The sequence below is a fragment of the Pseudomonas vlassakiae genome (assembly GCF_014269035.2).
In the GTDB taxonomy this organism is placed as follows: domain Bacteria; phylum Pseudomonadota; class Gammaproteobacteria; order Pseudomonadales; family Pseudomonadaceae; genus Aquipseudomonas; species Aquipseudomonas vlassakiae.
Genome location: NZ_JABWRP020000012.1, coordinates 184,315 through 204,387, shown reverse-complemented (window position 1 = coordinate 204,387; position 20,073 = coordinate 184,315). Strand labels below are relative to the sequence as shown.

Here is a 20,073-nt window from a genome sequence, read left to right as displayed (position 1 = left end):
GGGGCCGCTGCGCGCCCCTTTCGCGACGCAAGGCCGCTCCCACAGGGATCGCGCCAGCCTTTTCAGCGGTGCAGGACGTACTGCCCGCTGAAGGTGACGGCGGGCTCATCACTGCCGGCGTTGCTGACCGTGGTCGCCAGTGTCAGCCGCGCCCGGCCCCGGCGCTGGTACATCGTCAGGAACCGCTGCCAGGTCTTGTCGTCCGGTGCTGCGCAACGCGCCACCGCCGCGCCGGTCACCGGTAACGGGTAACTGATCTGGCCTTCCTGGATGACGATATGCCCGTCATCGATGCCCAGTTCACGCAGCCGAAGGTGCAGCCAGCCCCACCCCGCCAGTACCGCGGCACAGTACAGGCTGCCGCCAAACATGGTGCTCTTGTGGTTGACGTTGGCCGCCAGTGGCAGCTGCAGGCGCAGGGTCTGGGCTTGCCAATCGATGACTTCCAGGCCCATGTCACGGGTCAGGGGAATGTCGCCGTGCAGCACGGACTGCAGGTATTGGCTATCGGCACTCATGAGCGGTTTTCCTCGTGGTCGTCGCTGCCGCTGCTACCGCCTTCGAAATGCAGGCCGTGCTTGCGTAGCTTGTCGTGCAGGGTCTTGCGCGGAATGCCGAGGGCTTCGGCGAGGCTGCGCATGGAGCTGTGGGGTTGGGCCAGTTCGGCAGCGATCAGCGAGCGTTCGAACTGCTCGACCTGTTCGCTGAGGTTGCCCAGCAGGATTGGCGCCGCCGTCGGGGCAGCAGCAGGTGCCTGGCCGTCCAGGGCCAGCTCCAGGCCCAGGGCAAAGCGTTCGGCGGCGTTCTGCAGTTCGCGCACGTTGCCTGGCCAGTCATGGCGCAGCAGCATGGCCCGCTGGGCCGGTTGCAGGCTGTGGGGCGGCAGGCCATGCCGCTGGCTGGCGGCATCGGCGAAGTGCTGGAACAGCACCAGGATGTCGTCCCCACGCTCGCGCAGGGGAGGGATGCGCAGTGGCGCCACGTTGAGGCGATAGTAGAGGTCGGCGCGGAAGCGGCCCTGGTCGGCGGAGGTGCGCAGGTCTTCCTTGGTGGCCGCGATGATGCGGATATCCAGCGGGATGAGTTGGTTGCCACCGAGCCTCTCGACCACTCGCTCCTGCAGCAGGCGCAGCAGCTTTACCTGCACGTCCAGGCTCATGCTCTCGATTTCGTCGAGGAACAGCGTGCCGCCATTGGCGAACTCGAACTTGCCGATGCGGCGCTTCTGAGCACCAGTGAAGGCGCCCGGCTCGTGGCCGAACAGCTCGCTTTCGACCACCGACTCGGCCAGTGCGCCGGCGTTGATGGCCACGAACGGACCTTCGCGTCGGCTGGACAGGTCGTGCAGGGCGCGGGCGACCACCTCTTTGCCGGCACCGGTCTCACCGAGAATCAGGACATCGGCACGGGTACCCGCCAGGGCGCCGATCTGTTCACGCAGGCGTTGCATCGAAGGTGAATGGCCAACCAGGCGCGTGGCCAGTTGCTGGCGGTCGCTCAGGGCCAGGCGCAGGCTGCGGTTGTCCAGCACCAGGCGGCGCACGGCCAGGGCGCGGCGCACGCTGTCGAGCAGGGCGTCGCTGGCGAAGGGTTTTTCCAGAAAGTCGTAGGCGCCCGCGCGCATGGCCTGTACCGCCAGCGGCACATCGCCATGGCCGGTAATCAGCAACACCGGTAGATCGCTGTCGCCGCCGTGCAGCTGCTCCAGCAGTTGCAGGCCGTCGATGCCTGGCATGCGGATATCGCTGACCACCACGCCTGGCCAATCAGGCTCGATGCGCTCGGCCAGGCCCTGGGCGTCAGCCAAGGCGACAACCTTGAGCCCGGCCAGGTCGAGGGTCTGGCTCAGGGCCTGGCGCAGGTGTGGGTCGTCATCCACCAGGATCACCTGGGCCTGGCTGTCGATGTTAGGCTCGGTCGTCATGCCGAGGAGTCCTCCGAAGTGGGCAAGGTCGCGCCGGGGGCGGCCACGCGCAATTGCAGGGTGAGCAGGGCACCACCTTCAGGGTGATTGGCCAGCAGCAGCTCACCGCCCAGCGTGCGCATCAGGCTTTCGCAGATGGCCAGGCCCAGGCCCAGGCCCTGGGTGCGGGTCTTGGTGGTGAAGAACGGCTCCTTGGCGTGCTCCAGGGCCTGGCGGCTGAAGCCTGGGCCGTTGTCGCGAATGTACAGGTAGACGCAGTCCTCGTGCTTCTCGGCACTCAGCCACAGGCGACGCGGGTTGGCCTTTTCGGTCAGGGCATCGAGGGCGTTGGCCAGCAGATTGCCGAGCACCTGGCGCAGGCGGGTTTCGCCGGCCTGCACCCACAGGGTGGCCTCGGGCAGGTCGCGGATCAGCTCCACGGCCATCGCCCGGCGGCGCTTGGCCAGCAGCGCCAGGGCATCATCCAGTGCCGGTTGCAGCGCCACGCTTTCCGGGGCGTGGCGGTCGCGACGGGCAAAGGCGCGCAGGTGGGCGATGATCGAGGCCATGCGCCCGGTCAGCTCACCAATCAGCTTGAGGTTGCCGCGGGCGTCCTCGGTGCGCTGGTGGTCGAGCAGGATCTCGGCGTTTTCGGCGTAGCTGCGGATCGCCGCCAGAGGTTGGTTAAGCTCGTGGCTGATGCTCGCCGACATGGTGCCGAGTACCGACAGCTTGCCGGCCTGGACCAGTTCATCCTGGGCGCGCACCAGCTCCTGCTGGGCATTTTCGCGCTCCAGCACCGCGCTTTTCAGCCGGGCATTGAGGCCTTCGAGGGCCGCAGTACGCTCGGCCACGCGTGACTCCAGCTCCTGGCGGCCGCGGGCTTCAAAGTCGATACGGTCGATGTAGTGGCGCCGCCGCTGCATCACCAGGCCGGTAAACAGCATCAGTACCAGCAGAGCGCCAGCGCCAATCGCCATCACCGTCTGCACCGAGCGATCAACCAGCTGGCGCGGGGCGAGGATGCTCACCTGCCAGCCGGTTTCCTTGATGTCGCGGGTCTGGGTGAGCCAGGCGTCATGGTTGAGCACCAGCGGCTGCGGGGCCTGGGTCGGGTAGGGCTGGATCGCGATGATCGCCTGGCGCTCGGCGTCGGTCAGCTCACGGGTGGCGCGAAAACGCCATTCGGGGCGTGAGGTGAGGATCACCACGCCGTTGTGGTCGGTCAGCAGCAGCTGTTCGGGGGTGCGGCCCCAGAGGGTTTCGGTGTGGTCCAGGTCGACCTTGACCACCAGCACACCCACGATGCGCTCGCGGTCGCGCACAGCGGCAGCGAAGAAGTAGCCGCGTTTGGCCGAGGTGGTGCCTTGGCCGAAAAAGCGCCCCAAGTGGCCGGCCATGGCTTCGATGAAGTACGGGCGGAAAGAGAAGTTACGGCCGACGAAGCTGTCCGACTTGTCCCAGTTGGAGGCGGCGAGGGTATTGCCACTGACGTCCATCAGGTACATCACTTCGGCGCCGGTCTGGTGGACGATGTCCTTGAGCAGGCGGTTGGCATTGGTCACGGCTTCGAGGCGGAACGGGTCGGCCAGCACGCCGCGCAGCGCCGGGAGGTCGCCAAGGATCTGCGGCAGGGTTTCGTAGCGGTGCAGGGTGCCGAGCAGGTTGGCGACGTACAGGTCGAGGGTCTGGCGGTTCTGTGAGGCCAGCTCATCCTGGTAGTAGCGCTCGGCCAGATGGTGCAGTGGCCACAACAGGGGCGCCAGGCACAGGGCCAGCAGGGCCAGGCTGCGCCAGCGGGGTCGGCGTGGGGGCGTGGGTTTTGCAATCATCGGGTCAATGCGCCAGAAGGGTCTGGCGCAATTATGCGCTACTTGAGGCAGTCGATCAGTGCCTGCTGCCAGTGCGGCAGGTGTACATCCCACTCACCGGCCAGGCGCGAGCAGTCCAGGCGAGAGTTGGCCGGGCGACGCGCTGGGGTCGGGTATTCGCTGGAAGCGATCGGCACCAGCTCGGCGCAGGGCAGGCCGCGAGCCTTGAGCTGTTCGCCGATAGCCTGGGCGAAGCCGAACCAGGAGGTCTCGCCTTGTGCGGTCAGGTGATAGGTGCCCCATGCGCCGCGCTGCCCGGCTTGCCAACGGGCGATCAGTTGCCGGGTGGCGACGGCGATGGTCGTGGCCCAGGTGGGGGCGCCGACCTGGTCGTCGACCACGCGCAGTTGCGGTTTTTCCTGCAGCAGGCGTTGCATGGTCAGCAGGAAATTGCGCCCGTACAGCGAATAGACCCAACTGGTGCGCAAAATCAGGTGTTCGCCATCCACAGCGGTGATGGCTTGCTCCCCGGCCAGTTTGCTGCGGCCATAGACGCCCAGCGGGTTGGGGCGGTCGAGCTCGGTGTAGGGCAGGGCCTTTTCACCATCGAAGACATAGTCGGTGGAGTAGTGAATCAGCGGCGCACCCAGGCGTACCGCCTCTTCGGCCAACACTCGTGGGCCTTCTGCGTTGATTGCGAAGGCCAGGTCCGGTTCGCTTTCGGCCTGGTCCACTGCGGTGTGGGCGGCGGCGTTGATGATCAGTTGCGGGGCCAGGCGCCGCAGCGGTTCGCGCAGGGACTCGGGTCTGGCCAGGTCCAATTGGTCGCGGCCAAGCAGGTGTACCTCGCCGAGCCCGCGCAACTGCGCCTGCAGGGCCTGGGCGACCTGGCCATGGTGGCCACAGACGAGCATTCTCATGGGAACAGGTCCGCGTCTTTCAAAAGCACGGCCGCCTGGTCCTTGGCCGACAGGGTCGGGTGCTGCACGCCCCAGTCGATGGCCAGATCAGGGTCGTCCCAGCGGATCGAGCGCTCGGCGGCGGGATTGTAGTAGTCGGTGGTCTTGTACAGGAAGTCGGCGGTTTCGCTCAGCACCAGGAAGCCATGGGCGAACCCCGGTGGAATCCAGAACTGCAGGTGGTCAGTGGCGGTGAGGCGACGCGCCACCCAACGGCCAAAGGTCGGTGAACTGCGGCGGATGTCGACGGCCACGTCCAGCACCTCGCCCTGCACCACGCGCACCAGTTTCCCCTGAGGATTGTCGATCTGGTAATGCAGGCCCCGCAGCACGCCGCGCTGTGAGCGCGAATGGTTGTCTTGCACAAAATGGCCGTCGAACCCGGTCTGTATCTTGAATTCGCGCGCATTGAAGCTTTCGAAGAAGAAGCCACGGCTGTCGCCGAAGATCTTCGGTTCGATGATGACTACGTCAGGTATCTCGGTCGCTATGATGTTCATGGAGGTTCTTCGGTCAGTGTGCTGATGGTCCGACCTTGAAAGGTCCGCTCTAGGTCCGCCGCCCTGCAACCTGAGCCTAGATCGGCTGGCGGTGAGCCAGCATGAGACTACCTGCGGATTTCATCTTTGCACCGGGTTATCGGCCACAAGCCCGGCTTCCCGAGCAGAAAAATGAAACAGATTTCATCTTGAGGCCTTTTGGCATCCTGATGCAGCCTGCGCCAAGCGATTATATCGAAGGTATAAGCTTCAAGGGCTCTGGCGAGCCTTTTGTCGATCTATATCGGTAAAATTTGCGATTGTATTGGGTAAAAATGACTTTATAGGCTTCTAAAGTCGATATGTATCGGTTATAAATTAGCCAGTCACGGCGAGCATCCTGCACCGTCGGAAAAGCCACATTCATTTGCCATCCATCGCCCAGTGCCTTGCAGAGGTCAACCATGAAAACCCTCAACTCCACCCCCCGCGCCGACGGCTTCCACATGCCCGCCGAATGGGCGCCGCAAAGCCAGGTCTGGATGGTCTGGCCGGAGCGCTCGGACAACTGGCGCCTGGGCGGTAAGCCAGCCCAGGCGGCCCATGTCACCCTGGCCAAGGCCATTGCCCGCTTCGAGCCGGTAACCGTGGCCGTTTCCGCCGGGCAGTACGAAAACGCCCGTCGTCAGCTCGACCTGCCGAACATCCGCGTGGTGGAAATCAGCAACGACGACGCCTGGGTGCGCGACACCGGCCCGACCTTCGTGATCAATGACCACGGTGAAGTGCGCGGTGTGGATTGGGGCTTCAACGCCTGGGGCGGCTTCGACGGCGGCCTCTATGCGCCGTGGAACCGCGATGAGGAACTGGCGGCCAAGGTCCTGGAAATGGAGCGTTGCCAGCGCTACCACACCGAGGGCTTCGTGCTGGAAGGCGGCTCGATCCATGTCGATGGCGAAGGCACCCTGATCACCACCGAAGAGTGCCTGCTCAACCGCAACCGCAACCCGCACCTGAACCGCGAGCAGATCGAAGAGATCCTGCGCGAGCACTTGGCAGTGGAAACCATCGTGTGGCTGCCCGATGGCCTTTACAACGACGAAACCGACGGCCACGTCGACAATTTCTGCTGTTACGTAAGCCCAGGCGAAGTGTTACTGGCCTGGACCGATGATTCCAACGACCCCAACTACGCCCGTTGCCACGCCGCCTACGAGGTGCTGAAAAACACCCGTGACGCCAAGGGCCGCGAGTTTGTGGTGCACAAGATGCCGATCCCTGGCCCGCTGTTCGCCACGGAGGAAGAATGCGCCGGTGTCGACCAGGTGGCCGGTAGCCAGGAGCGTGATCCGTCGGTGCGCCTGGCGGGTTCGTACGTGAACTTCCTGATCGTCAACGGCGGCATCATTGCACCGAGCTTCAACGATCCCGCAGATGCTCAGGCCAGAGCGATTCTTGCCAAGGTCTTCCCGGACCATGAAGTGGTGATGATCCCAGGCCGCGAGCTGCTGCTCGGCGGTGGCAACATCCATTGCCTGACCCAGCAACAGCCGGCACCGCTCAAGCGCTGATCGACTGCCAACGAAAAAGCCCGTCTGATGACGGGTTTTTTTTGCCCAGCCGATATGCGGAGGGTCGGGTGGCATACGTTTTGTATTGTTTTTCAGGGGGTTACCCAGGCAGACCGGGCACACCGTTCTGTAACAATCAAGACGTAAATTAGCCGCTCACGGGCCAGGGAGTACGTGTGGACATGAACGCAGCAAGTGAGACGGCTTTGCGCCCATCGGCAGTCAATCACCAATCGCTCAGGGTTGTGGCGCAGTGGTTGAAACACCATGGAGGCAAACGGGTCAGGACGACCGACCCACGACGTCTGCTTGACGGCCGCTACCCTCAAGGGCTGATAAGCGACGCTGAGCTGGAAGCGCTGCTGGGGGTCTGGCACTGACCAGGGCAGGAGCCCGACCCATGAATAACGCCACCGCATTTGCGGTGGCGTTTTCGTTTGTGGGCTCGCAAAGGTGGGTTACCCATGGCTCGGACTTTCCGATCGGACAATCCGGCAAATCATACAAAGGCGAAATTACCTTTCGTCTTGCTGAACATGCATGGAAATGCACCAGGCAAGCGCTCGATTTTGGTTATAACAACCTGCAATTCACGACTTTTTGACATTTGTAATCGCCCACGGCTAGGATTCGGCCAACGCTTGCTGGCCACCCATGGCCATGCTGCTGCGAAAGCCCCGCCACACGATGGTCGGCGGGCCTTTCAGTTCGGATCCGCATAGCGTCGAACCTACGAAGGGGCGTTGGTTCCTGGCGTAATAGTGCAAAGCGTTTTTGATTTAGAAATAAGGAAAACAACATGTTGAAAACCAGGATCAGCCTGGTCGCCCTGGCGATGATCGCCGCGACCCAGGCCCAGGCCAACGATCAGGCCGACAGCAAGGGCTTCCTCGAGGACAGCCACGCCAACATTCTGCTGCGCAACGCTTATATCAACCGTGACAAGAAGCACGGCAAGAACGACCAGAGCGAATGGGGCCAGGCCTTCATCGGCAAGTTCTCCTCCGGTTTCACCCAGGGCACCGTGGGCGTGGGCGTTGACGCCTTCGGCCTGTACGCACTGCGCCTGGATGGCGGCAAGGGCCGTAATGGCGCGGCCGGCGTCGACTTCTTCAAGCCCAGCGACACCGCGCCGACCAATTCGCCGCACAATCTGGCCCGTGGTGGCGCTGCCATCAAGTTCCGCGTCTCCAACACCGTGCTCAAGTACGGTGACATGATGCCTGAGCTGCCGGTGCTGCAATACGACGACAGCCGCCTGCTGCCCGAGAGCTACACCGGTACCTTCATCACCTCCAAGGAGATCGAAGGCCTGGAGCTGAACGCCGGTCACTTCACCGAGGAAGCTCGCAAGAGCGCCGAAGGGCGCGACAGCGGCCACCTGAAGTCGATCGATGTGTTCGGTGGCAGCTACAAGTTCACCAAGAACTTCACCGCTTCCGCCTACACGTCGAACATCGAAGACGTGATGAAGAAGCACTACCTGGGCATGAACTACGTCTTCCCGATCGCGGTTGACCAGTCCCTGACCCTGGACTTCAACGGCTACAAGTCGGACATCAACAGCAAGTACGTCCAGAAAGCCGAGCTGACCGGTGACGAAAACACCATCTGGAGCCTGGCGGCCACCTACGCCTTTGGCCCGCACTCGGTGACCCTGGCGCACCAGCGCAGCACCGGCAGCACTGGCTACAACTACGGCTGGTACCAGGACCGCGGCGGCGTGGGTGACGGTGGTTCGACCATCTACCTGGCCAACTCCTACTGGTCCGACTTCAACGCCGAAGACGAGCGCTCCTGGCAGCTCGCCTACGGCCTGGACTTCGGCGCCTTCGGCGTGCCGGGCCTGACCTACAAGATCGCCTACGTGGCGGGTGACAACATCAATACCCACGGCTTTGGCGAAGGTAAAGAGCGCGAAATCTTCAACCAGCTGCGCTACGTCGTTCAGGACGGCCCGGCCAAGGACCTGTCGGTCAAGCTGCGCGGTTCCTGGGTGCGTACCAACAACGCGGTACAACAGAACGGCTACTTCGACGACGGCAACGAAGTCCGCGTATTCGTCGAGTACCCGATCAGCATCTTCTGATCCTGACCACGCGTCACGAACAGCCCCGGCCTATGCCGGGGCTGTTTCTTTGCGGCGCACGCTGGCCGCTGTCGTTGCGACCGCTGCATCCCCCGTCTCCGGCGCAAAGCTGTCACTGCGCGCCATCCGCCACATCCGCGCATAGAACTCGCTTTCGATCGAGCCGCTGAGCAATTCGCCAGGCTTGAGAAATTGGTGCAGGTCGGAAAACAGGCTGATCTCGCTGGTGCTGATACGCCGCGCCAGGTGCTTGGGTTTGAGCTGCGAAGGGTGTTCAAGGCCAGCGGCAGCAAGCATTTCGGCCAGGGCATGCAAGGTGTTGCGATGGAAGCTGGCTACACGCTCGGCCTTGTCGGGCACCACCAGCGCACGCTGGCGCAACGGGTCTTGGGTAGCAACGCCGGTCGGGCACTTGTTGGTGTGGCAGCTCTGCGACTGGATGCAACCGATGGCGAACATGAAGCCACGGGCCGAGTTGACCCAGTCGGCGCCGATGGCCAGCACGCTGGCGATATCGAAGGCGCTGACGATCTTGCCCGCCGCGCCGATGCGGATGCTCGAGCGCAGGTTCAGGCCGACCAGGGTGTTGTGCACGAACATCAGGCCTTCGCGCATCGGCACGCCCATGTTGTCGCTGAACTCCCTAGGCGCCGCGCCGGTGCCGCCTTCCTTGCCGTCGACGACGATGAAGTCCGGGGTGATGCCGGTGACCAGCATGGCCTTGGCGATGCCCATGAACTCCCACGGGTGGCCCAGGCAGAACTTGAAGCCCACCGGCTTGCCGCCCGACAGCTCGCGCAGGCTGGCAACGAAGTGCAGCAGCTCCACCGGGGTACGGAACGCGCTGTGCGCTGCCGGCGAGATGCAGTCCTCACCCACTCGCACACCGCGGGTGGCAGCGATTTCCGGGCTGACCTTGTGTGCCGGCAGAATCCCGCCGTGGCCGGGCTTGGCACCCTGGCTGAGCTTGATTTCGATCATCTTCACCTGCGGGCTGCGCGCCTGCTCGGCGAAGCGTTGCGCGTCGAAGTGGCCGTCTGCGGTGCGGCAACCAAAGTAGCCGCTGCCGATTTCCCAGATCAGGTCGCCGCCATGCTCGCGGTGATAAGGGCTGATGCTGCCCTCGCCGGTGTCATGGGCAAAGCGGCCAAGGCGTGCGCCTTGGTTGAGTGCGGCAATCGCGTTGGCACTGAGCGCGCCAAAGCTCATGGCCGAGATGTTGAAGATCGACGCGCAATAGGGCTGGCGGCATTGCGGCCCGCCGATGGCAATGCGGAACGATGCCGGGTCGGGCGTGGCGACCGGCAGCATCGAGTGGCTGATGAATTCGAAGCCAGGCTTGTAGGCATCGTTGAGCGTGCCGAAGGCTTTCTCGGCGCTCTCGTTCTTGGCCCGGGCATACACCAGCGAGCGCTGCGAGCGGGAGAACGGCAGCTTGTCGTCGTCACCTTCGATCAGGTACTGGCGGATCTCCGGGCGGATGGTCTCGATCAGGTAGCGGATGTTGCCCAGGATCGGGTAGTTGCGCCGCACCGCGTGGTGGCTCTGGCGCAGGTCGTTGAGGCCGACCAGGCTGAGCAGGGTGGTAACCACCGTCAGCGGCCAGAGCCAACTGTGCTGGGCAAGGAACGGAATGCTGGCGAAGGTGAACAGCAGGCACAGGGCCAGGCAGGCATAACGGCTGGGGAGCGAGTCTTTCATGGGTCCATCGCAGGCGGGATGACGCGGCCTAGGATAGGCAAACCGCAGGTTCGGAAAACCTGGGGTTTTGGTAAAAGACTATTACCTGAACGCGGGGCTGGATCACCGAGGCAACAGCACACTGACGCGCAAACCGCCGCCTTCACGATTGCAAAGCAGCAGTTCGCCGCCATGGCTGCTGGCGATGCGCTGGGCGATGCTCAGCCCAAGCCCATAGCCCCCGGACGCCTGGTTACGCGAACCTTCGCCACGCACGAAAGGATCGCTGATGGTGGCCAGCAGGCCCGGCGCGATGCCGGGGCCGCGGTCGTCGATATGGATGTACACGCCGGTGATGGCGGTTTCCAGTGTCACCGAAACCTCCCTGGCATAACGCAGGGCATTGACCACCAGGTTCTGCAGGCAGCGTTGCAGCAACAGGGCATCGACCCGCAGGCTGCCGCCCTTGCCGTGCACAGGCAAGGGCTCGGCACTGCTGGCAAGGTCGACGCACAAGCGCGCTACCAGGCGGTCGAGGTCGACCTGCTGAAGGTTTTGCTGCTCGCCAGCGCGTAGGTAATCCAGCACCTGGCCGATCATGTTGTCCATCTGGGTGATGTTCTGCCGCAGGCGTTCGCGCTGCTCATCGTCCGGCAGGCGCTCCAGGCGCAGGCGCATGCGTGTCAGCGGGGTACGCAGGTCGTGGGACACGGCGGCGAGGAAGTAGGCCTTGTCGTTGACCATGGCGATCAGCCGTTGCTGCATGGCATTGAAGGCCAGCGCAGCCTGGCGCACTTCCTCCGGGCCGTCCAGGGCCAACGGTGGCTGTTCGAGGTTGCTGCCCAGCCCACGTGCGGCATCGGCCAGGCGCTGCAACGGGCGCAGGCACAGGCGCACCGCGATCAGGCAGACCAGCAGCACGGCGACGATGCGCAGCGCGTAGACTCGCAACAGGTAGTCACTGATCAACACCCACGCCGACTCGCCGCTCCAGCCCTGCAGTTCCTGGCCGTCAATGCTCAGCCAGTGGCCGTCGGGCAATGGCACGGCGAACTGGATATGCGCCTGGGCGGTGCGCAGGCCGAACAGGCTGCGCCAGACGATCGGCTGGCCAAGTTCATCGGTCAGTTGCACCTTCAGCAGGCGCACTTCCTGGGCATGGCCCAGTTCATACCTGAGCGCCTGTTGCAGCAACAGCTCGACGCGCCGGTGCCCGCGCCGCTGATCCTGCTGTTGCGTCGGTTCGCTTTCGGCGCAGCGCAGCTGATAGTGTACCGGCACCTGCAAATGTTCCGTGTGGCAGTCGGCCTGGGCAATCAGCGGGGCACTGCGCGCGGCCATGAGCCGGATCGGTGCCTCGAGCACCTGGGCGAAACGCACATCGAACCAGATGCTGCTCGACATCAACTGGACCACCAGCGTGCCGCTGACCATGATCAGCAGCAGCTGGCCAAACAGCGTGCGCGGCCACAGGCGACGGAGCCAACGCATTTCAGCTGTCGGCCTCGGTGCGGGCAATGCTTAGCAGATAGCCTTCGTTGCGGATGGTCAGGATCTGGATATCGCTGGCCGGTGCGCGGCGCAATTGCTGACGCAGGCGGCTGATGCACATGTCCACCGAGCGGTCGTCGGGGTGGTGATCGCGGCCAAACGCGCAGCGTGTCAGCAGATCGCGCGAGACCACACGGTTGTTGGCCTCCAGCAGTTCACGCAGCACCCGGTAATCGGAGCGGGGCAGGGTGAGGGTTTCGCCGTCGGGGCGGGTCAGCAGACGTTTGACGGGGTCGAGGCTGAAACCGGCGAAACGCTGAGCTTCGCTAGCCTGCTCGTCTGGGCTATCCAGGCGTTGCGGGCGGCGCAGCACAGCCTTGATGCGGGCGACCAGCTCGCGCGGTTCGAAAGGCTTGGCCAGGTAGTCGTCGGCACCCACTTCCAGGCCGATGATGCGGTCCAGCGTACTGCCCTTGGCCGACAGCATGATCACCGCCAGGCCCGGCGTCGCCTGCAGCTGGCGGCACAGGCTCAAGCCATCCTCGCCAGGCAGCATCAGGTCGAGCACCACCAGGTCGACCTTGCTCGCGGCCAGTTGCTCGCGCATGCCTTCACCGTCTGCTGCCGCCAGTACGGTGTAGCCGGCATCGGTAAGGTAGTCGCAAAGAAGTTCGCGGATCTCGTCGTCATCGTCGACAACCAGCAAGGTCGTGCTCATCGGGAAAAACACCTGTTCGGGAGGGCCGGCAGCGCTCGTTACGTTCAATTACATCCCCGTACAAGCCGGGTATGGCGCCCAAAGGGCAGATCCCTAGAATCGTAACAAAAAATCATCTGCGAATACGAAACCTTCCCAAATGAACCTCAAGAGCGCCATGAACGACTTCACTCCTGTAGTCCGCGGCGGTAGCCGCCTGCACCCGCTTGCCTTCTTCGTTGCTGTCGCCATCAGTGGCAGCGCCCTGGCTGCAGAAAGCCAGCCCCTGGAGCTGGAGGCCACGCAGATCGAGGACAGTGCGCTGGTATCCGCAGACGAAACCGGCCAGCTCGGCTACACGGTGGAAAGCACCCGCAGCTCCACCGGCCTGCAGCTGACCCCACGGCAGACGCCACAGTCAGTCACCACCATCACCCGCCAGCAGATGGACGACCGCGATGTGCACTCCATCGAGCAGGCGCTGGACACCACGCCAGGGGTGAGCGCCACCAAGTCCGAAGTGGGTGGGCGCACTGACTTCCGTGCCCGTGGCTACTCGATCAGCAACTGGAAGGTCGATGGCCTGCAGTTCCAGGGCGGCTCCGACTTCAGCGGTGGCGGCAACGCGCTGAACATGGACCTGTACGAGCGCATCGACATCGTTCGCGGCGCCAACGGCCTGCTCGGCGGCACCGGCGACCCGTCGGCCACCGTCAACCTGATCCGCAAGGCCCCGACCCGGACCTTTGGCGGCAGCGCCTACGCCACTTATGGCAGCTGGGACAAACGCCGCCTGGGCGCCGACCTCAACCTGCCGCTGTCTGAAGATGGCCGCCTGCGTTCGCGTTTCGTGATGACCCAGGGCGACGCCAACTCGTTCCGCGACAACCAGTCCGAACGCGCGCGTGCGGCGCTGGCCAACTTCGAATTCGACATCGACGATGCCACCACGATTGGCGCCGGCTACCAGTACGAATACAACAAGGTGGTCGGTGGCGGCTGGGGCGCCAACATCCCGATCTGGTACAAGGACGGCAGCAAGACCGACCTGCCTCGCAGCACCAACGTGGTGCCGAGCTGGAGCTTCGGCGAATACACCACCCGCACCGCCTTCGGCTCGCTGGAGCACCGCTTCGACAACGACTGGACGCTCGACCTCAAGGCGGCCCAGAGCACGGCCGAAGTGCTCAACCACCGCGGCTTGGCCAAGGTCAATTCGGCCGGACGTGGCAGTTACGGCGGCTACTGGGACCAGGATGGCAGCGGCGCGGTGCTCAACGGCCTGCACAGCTCCAGTGACACCACCCAGCAATCGGCGCAGATCGACCTGTCCGGCCCGTTCCAGCTGTTCGGTCGCACCCATCAGGCGATGGTCGGCTACAACGGCAGCCGCACCGTGGCCTGGTCGCCGGAATACAGCTGCACCCTGGTCAGCGACGACCGCGTCAGCGCGCCCTCGGTGGGCTGCCAGTTCCGCGCCAACAACGGCTTCCCGCTGACCGACTGGCACAACGGCGTGGACAGCGACTACGACATGATCGCCTCGCACACCGGCCGCCACAGCAAGACCACCACCCGCTTGCAGGGCATGTACGCCGCCACTCGCCTGAGCATCACCGACCCGTTGTCGGTGATCGTCGGTGTGCGCACCACCGATTACTCGGCAACCACCAACAGCGTCGCCGGCGTGCGCAGCAACCAGCAGAACAACGGCATCGTCACCCCCTACCTGGGTGCGGTGTACGACCTCAACGACACCTACTCGCTGTACGCCAGCTACACCGACATCTTCAACCCGCAAACGGCCGAGACCGAAAGCGGTACCAAGGTCGAGCCGATTCGCGGCCAGAGCTACGAGACCGGCATCAAGGGCGAGTGGCTGGACGGGCGCCTGAACGCTTCGGCGGCTTACTTCCGCACCAAGCAGCAGAACAAGGCAGTGCTCGACGACGGCCTGACCACGCCAACCGGGGGTGATGCCTACAAGGCCGGCACCGGGCAGGAAACGGACGGTATCGACCTGGAGATCGCCGGTGCGCTGACGCCGAACTGGAATGTGTATGCCGGTTATACCTACCTGCATTTCCGCCGCGTCGACAGCGACGGGCGCAGCGACCCGTCGCACCTGTTCAAGGCTTCGACCACCTATCGACTGTCCGGCCCGCTGGAGCGCCTAACCCTGGGAGCCGGGGTGAAAGCGCAGACCAACATCCGCGCGATTTCCAGCCCGGCGGGGCAGCCGGTGAACGGCGTGAGTGCCGGGGCGAGCGATGTGAACTGGTCCGGCTATGCGATCTGGAATGCCATGGCCAAGTACCAGCTCACGGATGACACCACGGTGAGCCTGAATGTCGACAACCTGTTCGACAAGCACTACTACACCCAGTACGGGTTCTATGCCGGTGCGATCTACGGAGACCCGCGCAACCTGTCGCTGACGGTCAGCACTGCGTTCTGATCAATTGGGGCCGCTAAGCGGCCCCACTTTGTGGGGGCAACTGTCTTGCACAGACCCTGAAATCGACGCGATCCCTGTAGGAGCGGGCTTGCCCGCGAACACGGGCGAAGCCCGTGCCATCCACCGCAGTGCCTGCTTCGGCGGCTAAATCCGCTCCTACAGACATGCGCAAGACTACTCGTCCTCTGGTATCTCATCGGTGACCATGACGCGCACATGCGAGCCGCACGGGTCTTCCATGTGCAAGCCAAAATAGCGCGCGTCGTTGGCATCCCAGAATTCCTCGACCTGCGCCATGGAGGCATTGGCAAGCAGCACTTCGGCGGTGTGCTCCAGGATGATCGAGTAACGGATTTCGGCATTCATTGCACAGGGGCTCGCAAGGCGGATTAAAAAACGGATGGGCGGGTAAATCGCTAAGGCGATGCCATTATGCCCACCTGTGGATGTTCGATCTTCGCCACTCGTCGCGCGGTGCCTCACAGCTTTCCGCTTACCCGTGACGTGGGGCTGCTCGTTTTGCAAAGGTTTGTTCGAGCATTCAAGGCTAACCAGCCGCTCCTTGATGTATCGCCAAATTGGCGATACGGTCGAGCCATGTCTACCAAATACCGATTCGCGAAAAGTATCGTATCGAGCTAAGGGAAAGGGACCATCTGCTACCTCACGTGCACCTTACGGGAGGTGGGGTGGACGTGGTGATCAGTCTTGAAAGTGTGACTGTTACGCAGGGCAGAGCACCTGCCAAAGTAATGCAAGAGGCCCTAGCGTGAGTCGCGGCCAATCAGGCCAATCTATTGAAGGAGTGGATGAAATGGCATCGATGAAACGTCCCCGCTTGCGGGCTGTTCAGCCTCGCTCGGGCGCCTGCCTCGAACTGATCTTTACCAATGGTCAACAGTTCACCCTGGATATGAGCGACGCGTTTGGGGCTTATCCCGGATTGGCGCCACTGGCTAAGCGTGAAGCGTTCGAGGGTGTGGCGTTGGGTGATGGGGGGTGGTCAGTGGAATGGCCGGAGCTGGATATTCAGATTGGTGCCGACACTTTGTTACTGGACGCTCTCGCCCAGACCGCTCCTGATGAGAACACGCGAATCTTCATTCGCTGGCGTCTGCGACACAGGATGACGCTCGACCAGGCAGCCGAAGCGCTGGGGGTTAGTGCGCGCAGTATTAGCCGCTACAGCAGTGGACGTGAAGCGGTGCCGCGTACGTTAGCGCTGGCTTGTTTAGGTTGGGAGATGTTGGAGCAGAAAGCTGCCTGATAGGCAGTCGTTTCAAGCATGTGAAAACAAAAAAGGCCCACCTTTCGGTGAGCCTTTTTTGATACTGCGTATGGTGCCGGCACCAGGAATCGAACCCGGGACCTACTGATTACAAGTCAGTTGCTCTACCATCTGAGCTATACCGGCAGTGGGGCGTCATTATAACGATCGGTTGGCGCCTGTAAACCACTTCCTTGCGAAAGCTTGAAAATAGCCTAAGTCACCGGCCCAAAAGGATATTTTCTTACCAGCCGCGGTGAATGGTGTTGACGTTCGGCTCGGTCTTGCCGGGGTTGAAAAACAGCTTGTCGTTATCGCAGCCGCGCTTGCGGCACGGGCTTTCGACGCGCAGGGGCAGGCCGTTGTCGCCGCCCAGCTGCATGCCGGGAGTGTTCCAGTCCAGGTTGCTGACCGGCTGCGGGGCAGGATCGCTGGCGCAGGCGCCCAGGGTCAGGGTGAAGGCCAGCAGGGCAAGGGATTTGGCTTGGGTCACGATGGTGTAGTCCGTTAGTCCATTGTCGATTCTGGCGCAACGCCAGACGGTCGCAGGGCTGGCGGGCAGCGTGCGACGTAGCTTTTTAATGATTTGGGGGGCGGATGATACACCGTCGCGCCTCTACGCGGGTGAACCCGCTCCCTCAGGGTGTGCAATCAGGCGCAATTTCTGGGCATGCCTGGGGGGAAGTTGCCTAATCGAATTTTTGTTTATGCACAAGAGGCATTGCCGCCGTGCGCGAAAGGCATGCCGCTTCTGCGTACCGCCGGTCTTTGCGCAAACACCTGTTTTTATTGGGCTTGAGGCCCGTTCTGGAATAAGCCAAGCGCTTGAAATAGCGCTTGGCTCCATCCAGTCATCAAAAGCTTGTTCACAGAGTTATCCACAGGTTGTACTGCGGCTAACGGCAACGTTCGGCCAGCAGCAGCAGGTTACGTGGCGTGAGCGGGTAGTCGCAGAAAGTACCCAGGCGCACGGAGTAGCCCTGTTCTTCGAGGAACAGGGCGCGGTCGAGCACCAGCCATAGCTCCAGCGGGCGGCGGAACAGGTTACGCAGGCGTTCGAGGTTGCGCACCTCGGCCAGGCGTTGCCAGCCAGCCGCCTCCAGCGCCGCCCAGTCCGGATTACCCCTGAGCTCGACCTCGCGCAGCTCGGCCAACTCACGGCAGTATTGCTCGAAAGGCTTGTCCAGCCAGGCGATCGGCAGCGAAGGGGTGGGCAGGTATTGATCACACTGGCGCTGTTCGCGCTGCAGCAGGTCGAAGCCCAGGCGCCGTGCCATGGAGCAGTCGCGCTGATGGCGCACGCGGGTGCTGGCGGTGACGGCTTCGTTCAGCGGCAGGCCCAGGTCGATCATGCTCAGCTGCAGTGGGGAGTTCTGCGCGGCTGTGGATAACGGCTGATAGTGCTCGCCCGGGATGCGGTTGTAGCAACAGGGGGCCACGGCCAGGTGTCGGCAACCTTGCTGGCTGGCCTGGCGCAGCAGGTGTACGTGCAGCTCGCCGCACGCGTGCAGGGCGACCACGCTTTTCTCGTGGTTCAGGTGGAGGGTGCTGCTGGCAGCCATCACATCCTGGTGGACATGGGTCGCGGGCAGGTGATGGTGATCGCTCAGGGACTGGCCGGCGGCCACCAGCTCAGGGTTGTATTCCAGGCAGGTGAGCTGCTGGCCGGGTTGTAGCAGACGGCGGCCGAGGTGGCCTTTGCCGGAGCACCAGTCTAGCCAGTGACGGGTCTGCTCGCGAAAGCCCAGGCGGCGGCTGAAGGCTTCGATCTGCTGCCATTTGCGGCCGGGAACGGCGACGTTGAGGCGCTGCCCGGCGGCAGGCAGGCCATTGTCGGGGAGTTCGCCCAGGGCCGACAGTTGCCGGGCTTCTGCAGCCAGTTGCGGGAACGGGGCCGGTAGGCCTTGCGGGTCGATGTCGGCTTCGGCGTCGGCCAGGGTGCACTGGCGCAGGTGGGCGGCGAGTTCGGGGTATTCGGTTTCCCAGTCCAGGCGCAGAACGGTGAAGGGCCGGGGTTTCCACAGCGACTGGTGCTCGGTCAGGAACTGGTCGAGGGCCTGGAAGCGGTCGTGCAACTGGTGGCTGTGGAGGTAGGTGGACATGGGGCGGGTTTGAGATGGGTGGTGTTTTTCAGGACCCTATCGCGGGTAAACCCGCTCCTACAGGGTTCACCACAGGCCTCGAGGCAGTGGGGATCCCTGTGGGAGCGGGTTTACCCGCGAAGACGGCAGTGTAGGTTTATCGACCCTGGCAGGCGTCTACGCGCAACCAGCGCTCCAGCAGCTTGAAGCCTTGCACCAGCACGAACGAGATCACCAGGTAGAACACCCCGGCAGCGAAGAAGATTTCCACTGGCAGGTAGGTCCGGGCAATGATCGTACGGGCCATGCCGGTCAGTTCCAGCAGGGTCACGGTACTGGCCAGGGCACTGGCCTTGAGCATCAGGATCACTTCGTTGCTGTAGGCCGGCAGGCCGATGCGCGAGGCGCGTGGCAGCATGATGTAGAACAGCGTCTTGCCTCGCGACATACCCAGTGCCCGTGCGGCTTCGATTTCACCCTTGGGGATCGACTGCAGCGCACCGCGCAGAATCTCGGCGATGTAGGCGGCGGTGTGCAGGGTCATGGTCAGCACCGTGCACCAGAACGGATCGCGCAGGTACGGCCACAGGCTGCTCGAGCGCACTGCGTCGAACTGCGCCAGGCCGTAGTAGACCAGGAACAGCTGCACCAGCAGCGGCGTGCCGCGGAAGAAGAAAATGTAGCTGAACGGCACGGCGCGCACGTACCAGTGGCGCGACGAGCGGGCGATGCCCAGCGGGATGGCCAGGATCAACCCGGCAACCACGGCGATGGCCACCAGCTCCAGGGTCAGGGTCGCGCCCTGGGCCAGGCGCGGCAGCCACTTGATGATGACTTCCCAATTCATTATTCAGCCCTCGCAAAGCCGCGAGCGGCACGTTTTTCCATGAAGTGCATGCCGGTCATGGCGATGATCGTGAGGCTCAGATAGATACAGGCGGCGACCATGTAGAAGGTGAACGGCTCCTTGGTCACGGTCACGCCGATCTGCGCGTGGCGCATGATTTCTTCCAGGCCGATCACCGACACCAGTGCGGTGTCCTTCATCAGGATCATGAACAGGTTGCCCAGGCCAGGCAGGGCAATGCGCCACATCTGTGGCAGGATGATCCGCGACAGGATGCGGCCCTTGGACAGGCCCAGTGCCAGGCCGGCCTCACGGTGGCCCTTGGGAATCGCCAGGATCGCGCCGCGGAACACTTCGGTGGCATAGGCGCCGAAGCACAGGCCCAGGGCGATGACGCCGGCAGCGAAGGCGCTCAGCTCGAGGCCCGGCATGTTCAGGGCTTCGCCGAGGCTGTTCATCAGGCCGACGGTGCCGAAGTAGATGAGCAGAACCCAGAGCAGCTCGGGCACGCCGCGCACCAGGGTCGAGTAGAAACCGCCAAGCCATTGCAGCGGCTTGATCGTGGAAGTCTTGGCCAGGGCGCCGAGCAGGCCCAGGACCAGCCCCAGCAACAGGGCGCAGAGCGCCAGTTTTACGGTCATCAGGGTGCCAGCCATCATGGCCGGACCGAATCCGTGCAGGTCGATATTCATGGGCAGGTCATTCTAGGGACCTGCGCGCCCCAGGGGCGCGCAGGTCGG

18 protein-coding genes, 1 tRNA gene and 1 pseudogene are annotated in these 20,073 nt (G+C 63.5%); 6 read left to right on the top strand and 14 right to left on the bottom strand.

All coding sequences use genetic code 11. The features are described 5' to 3' along the window. Positions 1 to 62 precede the first annotated feature (62 nt). From HU738_RS17195 to rfbC, 5 genes are read right to left on the bottom strand one after another with little or no spacing between them, the layout of a single operon-like run. The gene (locus HU738_RS17195) at positions 63 to 518 is read right to left on the bottom strand and encodes a YiiD C-terminal domain-containing protein (RefSeq protein ID WP_217871476.1); all 456 of its coding nucleotides are present in this window, start codon (positions 516 to 518) and stop codon (positions 63 to 65) included. Beyond that, complete coding sequence (locus HU738_RS17190) at positions 515 to 1,924, bottom strand: sigma-54-dependent transcriptional regulator (RefSeq protein ID WP_186602798.1); 1,410 nt, start codon at positions 1,922 to 1,924, stop codon at positions 515 to 517. The genes HU738_RS17195 and HU738_RS17190 overlap by 4 nt, the downstream gene beginning before the upstream one ends. Continuing rightward, complete coding sequence (locus tag HU738_RS17185; protein ID WP_186602800.1) at positions 1,921 to 3,735, bottom strand: sensor histidine kinase; 1,815 nt, start codon at positions 3,733 to 3,735, stop codon at positions 1,921 to 1,923. Before HU738_RS17185 ends, HU738_RS17190 begins: the two co-directional genes overlap by 4 nt. Positions 3,736 to 3,773: 38 nt before the next feature. After that, entirely contained in the window at positions 3,774 to 4,634 is an 861-nt protein-coding gene (rfbD, locus tag HU738_RS17180; RefSeq protein WP_176509111.1) for a dTDP-4-dehydrorhamnose reductase, read from the bottom strand. After that, positions 4,631 to 5,173: a dTDP-4-dehydrorhamnose 3,5-epimerase gene (rfbC, locus tag HU738_RS17175; RefSeq protein WP_176509110.1), complete on the bottom strand. Its 543-nt coding sequence runs from the start codon at positions 5,171 to 5,173 to the stop codon at positions 4,631 to 4,633. Before rfbC ends, rfbD begins: the two co-directional genes overlap by 4 nt. A gap of 443 nt (positions 5,174 to 5,616) precedes the next feature. Here rfbC and aguA point away from each other — a divergent pair, with 443 nt between their 5' ends. The 3 genes from aguA to HU738_RS17160 all read left to right on the top strand — a co-directional run bounded on the left by aguA (position 5,617) and on the right by HU738_RS17160 (position 8,812). After that, complete coding sequence (gene aguA / locus HU738_RS17170) at positions 5,617 to 6,723, top strand: agmatine deiminase (RefSeq protein ID WP_054885894.1); 1,107 nt, start codon at positions 5,617 to 5,619, stop codon at positions 6,721 to 6,723. Positions 6,724 to 7,123: 400 nt separating this feature from the next. Beyond that, a complete protein-coding gene (locus HU738_RS17165; protein ID WP_186602802.1) occupies positions 7,124 to 7,327 on the top strand; it encodes a hypothetical protein in 204 nt (67 codons plus the stop codon). A 195-nt stretch (positions 7,328 to 7,522) separates the two neighbouring features. Further along, positions 7,523 to 8,812 carry an OprD family porin gene (locus tag HU738_RS17160; RefSeq protein WP_176509109.1) on the top strand — a complete coding sequence of 430 codons (1,290 nt, stop codon included), beginning with the start codon at positions 7,523 to 7,525 and terminating at the stop codon, positions 8,810 to 8,812. A gap of 30 nt (positions 8,813 to 8,842) precedes the next feature. On the opposite strand, the gene HU738_RS17155 is transcribed toward HU738_RS17160, so the two are convergent. The 3 genes from HU738_RS17155 to HU738_RS17145 all read right to left on the bottom strand — a co-directional run bounded on the left by HU738_RS17155 (position 8,843) and on the right by HU738_RS17145 (position 12,701). After that, the gene (locus tag HU738_RS17155; protein ID WP_186602804.1) at positions 8,843 to 10,513 is read right to left on the bottom strand and encodes an FMN-binding glutamate synthase family protein; all 1,671 of its coding nucleotides are present in this window, start codon (positions 10,511 to 10,513) and stop codon (positions 8,843 to 8,845) included. Between the two features lie 102 nt (positions 10,514 to 10,615). Next, complete coding sequence (locus HU738_RS17150; RefSeq protein WP_186602806.1) at positions 10,616 to 11,983, bottom strand: ATP-binding protein; 1,368 nt, start codon at positions 11,981 to 11,983, stop codon at positions 10,616 to 10,618. A gap of 1 nt (position 11,984) precedes the next feature. Then, positions 11,985 to 12,701: a response regulator gene (locus HU738_RS17145; protein ID WP_186602808.1), complete on the bottom strand. Its 717-nt coding sequence runs from the start codon at positions 12,699 to 12,701 to the stop codon at positions 11,985 to 11,987. A 139-nt stretch (positions 12,702 to 12,840) separates the two neighbouring features. Here HU738_RS17145 and HU738_RS17140 point away from each other — a divergent pair, with 139 nt between their 5' ends. Then, on the top strand, positions 12,841 to 15,138 hold the full coding sequence (locus HU738_RS17140) for a TonB-dependent siderophore receptor (RefSeq protein WP_186602810.1): 2,298 nt from the start codon (positions 12,841 to 12,843) through the stop codon (positions 15,136 to 15,138). A gap of 174 nt (positions 15,139 to 15,312) precedes the next feature. Here HU738_RS17140 and HU738_RS17135 read toward each other — a convergent pair whose 3' ends face one another. Then, complete coding sequence (locus tag HU738_RS17135) at positions 15,313 to 15,504, bottom strand: hypothetical protein (RefSeq protein ID WP_176509101.1); 192 nt, start codon at positions 15,502 to 15,504, stop codon at positions 15,313 to 15,315. 231 nt (positions 15,505 to 15,735) lie between these two features. On the opposite strand from HU738_RS17135, the pseudogene HU738_RS17130 reads away from it, so the two are divergent. Both HU738_RS17130 and HU738_RS17125 read left to right on the top strand, forming a co-directional pair. Further along, positions 15,736 to 15,911: pseudogene (locus tag HU738_RS17130) on the top strand (DUF4160 domain-containing protein). 41 nt (positions 15,912 to 15,952) lie between these two features. Further along, positions 15,953 to 16,405: a DUF2442 domain-containing protein gene (locus tag HU738_RS17125; protein ID WP_186602812.1), complete on the top strand. Its 453-nt coding sequence runs from the start codon at positions 15,953 to 15,955 to the stop codon at positions 16,403 to 16,405. 71 nt (positions 16,406 to 16,476) lie between these two features. Here HU738_RS17125 and HU738_RS17120 read toward each other — a convergent pair. From HU738_RS17120 to HU738_RS17100, 5 genes are all read right to left on the bottom strand, one after another. Further along, positions 16,477 to 16,552 (bottom strand) — tRNA-Thr (locus HU738_RS17120). Positions 16,553 to 16,649: 97 nt separating this feature from the next. Continuing rightward, complete coding sequence (locus HU738_RS17115) at positions 16,650 to 16,898, bottom strand: hypothetical protein (RefSeq protein ID WP_176509098.1); 249 nt, start codon at positions 16,896 to 16,898, stop codon at positions 16,650 to 16,652. 403 nt (positions 16,899 to 17,301) lie between these two features. Beyond that, positions 17,302 to 18,507, bottom strand: coding sequence for a methyltransferase (locus HU738_RS17110; protein ID WP_186602814.1), 1,206 nt, complete (start codon positions 18,505 to 18,507; stop codon positions 17,302 to 17,304). Between the two features lie 136 nt (positions 18,508 to 18,643). Continuing rightward, a complete protein-coding gene (locus HU738_RS17105) occupies positions 18,644 to 19,333 on the bottom strand; it encodes an ABC transporter permease (protein WP_054886716.1) in 690 nt (229 codons plus the stop codon). Continuing rightward, on the bottom strand, positions 19,333 to 20,025 hold the full coding sequence (locus HU738_RS17100; RefSeq protein WP_054886715.1) for an ABC transporter permease: 693 nt from the start codon (positions 20,023 to 20,025) through the stop codon (positions 19,333 to 19,335). Before HU738_RS17100 ends, HU738_RS17105 begins: the two co-directional genes overlap by 1 nt. Between the last annotated feature and the right edge of the window lie 48 nt (positions 20,026 to 20,073).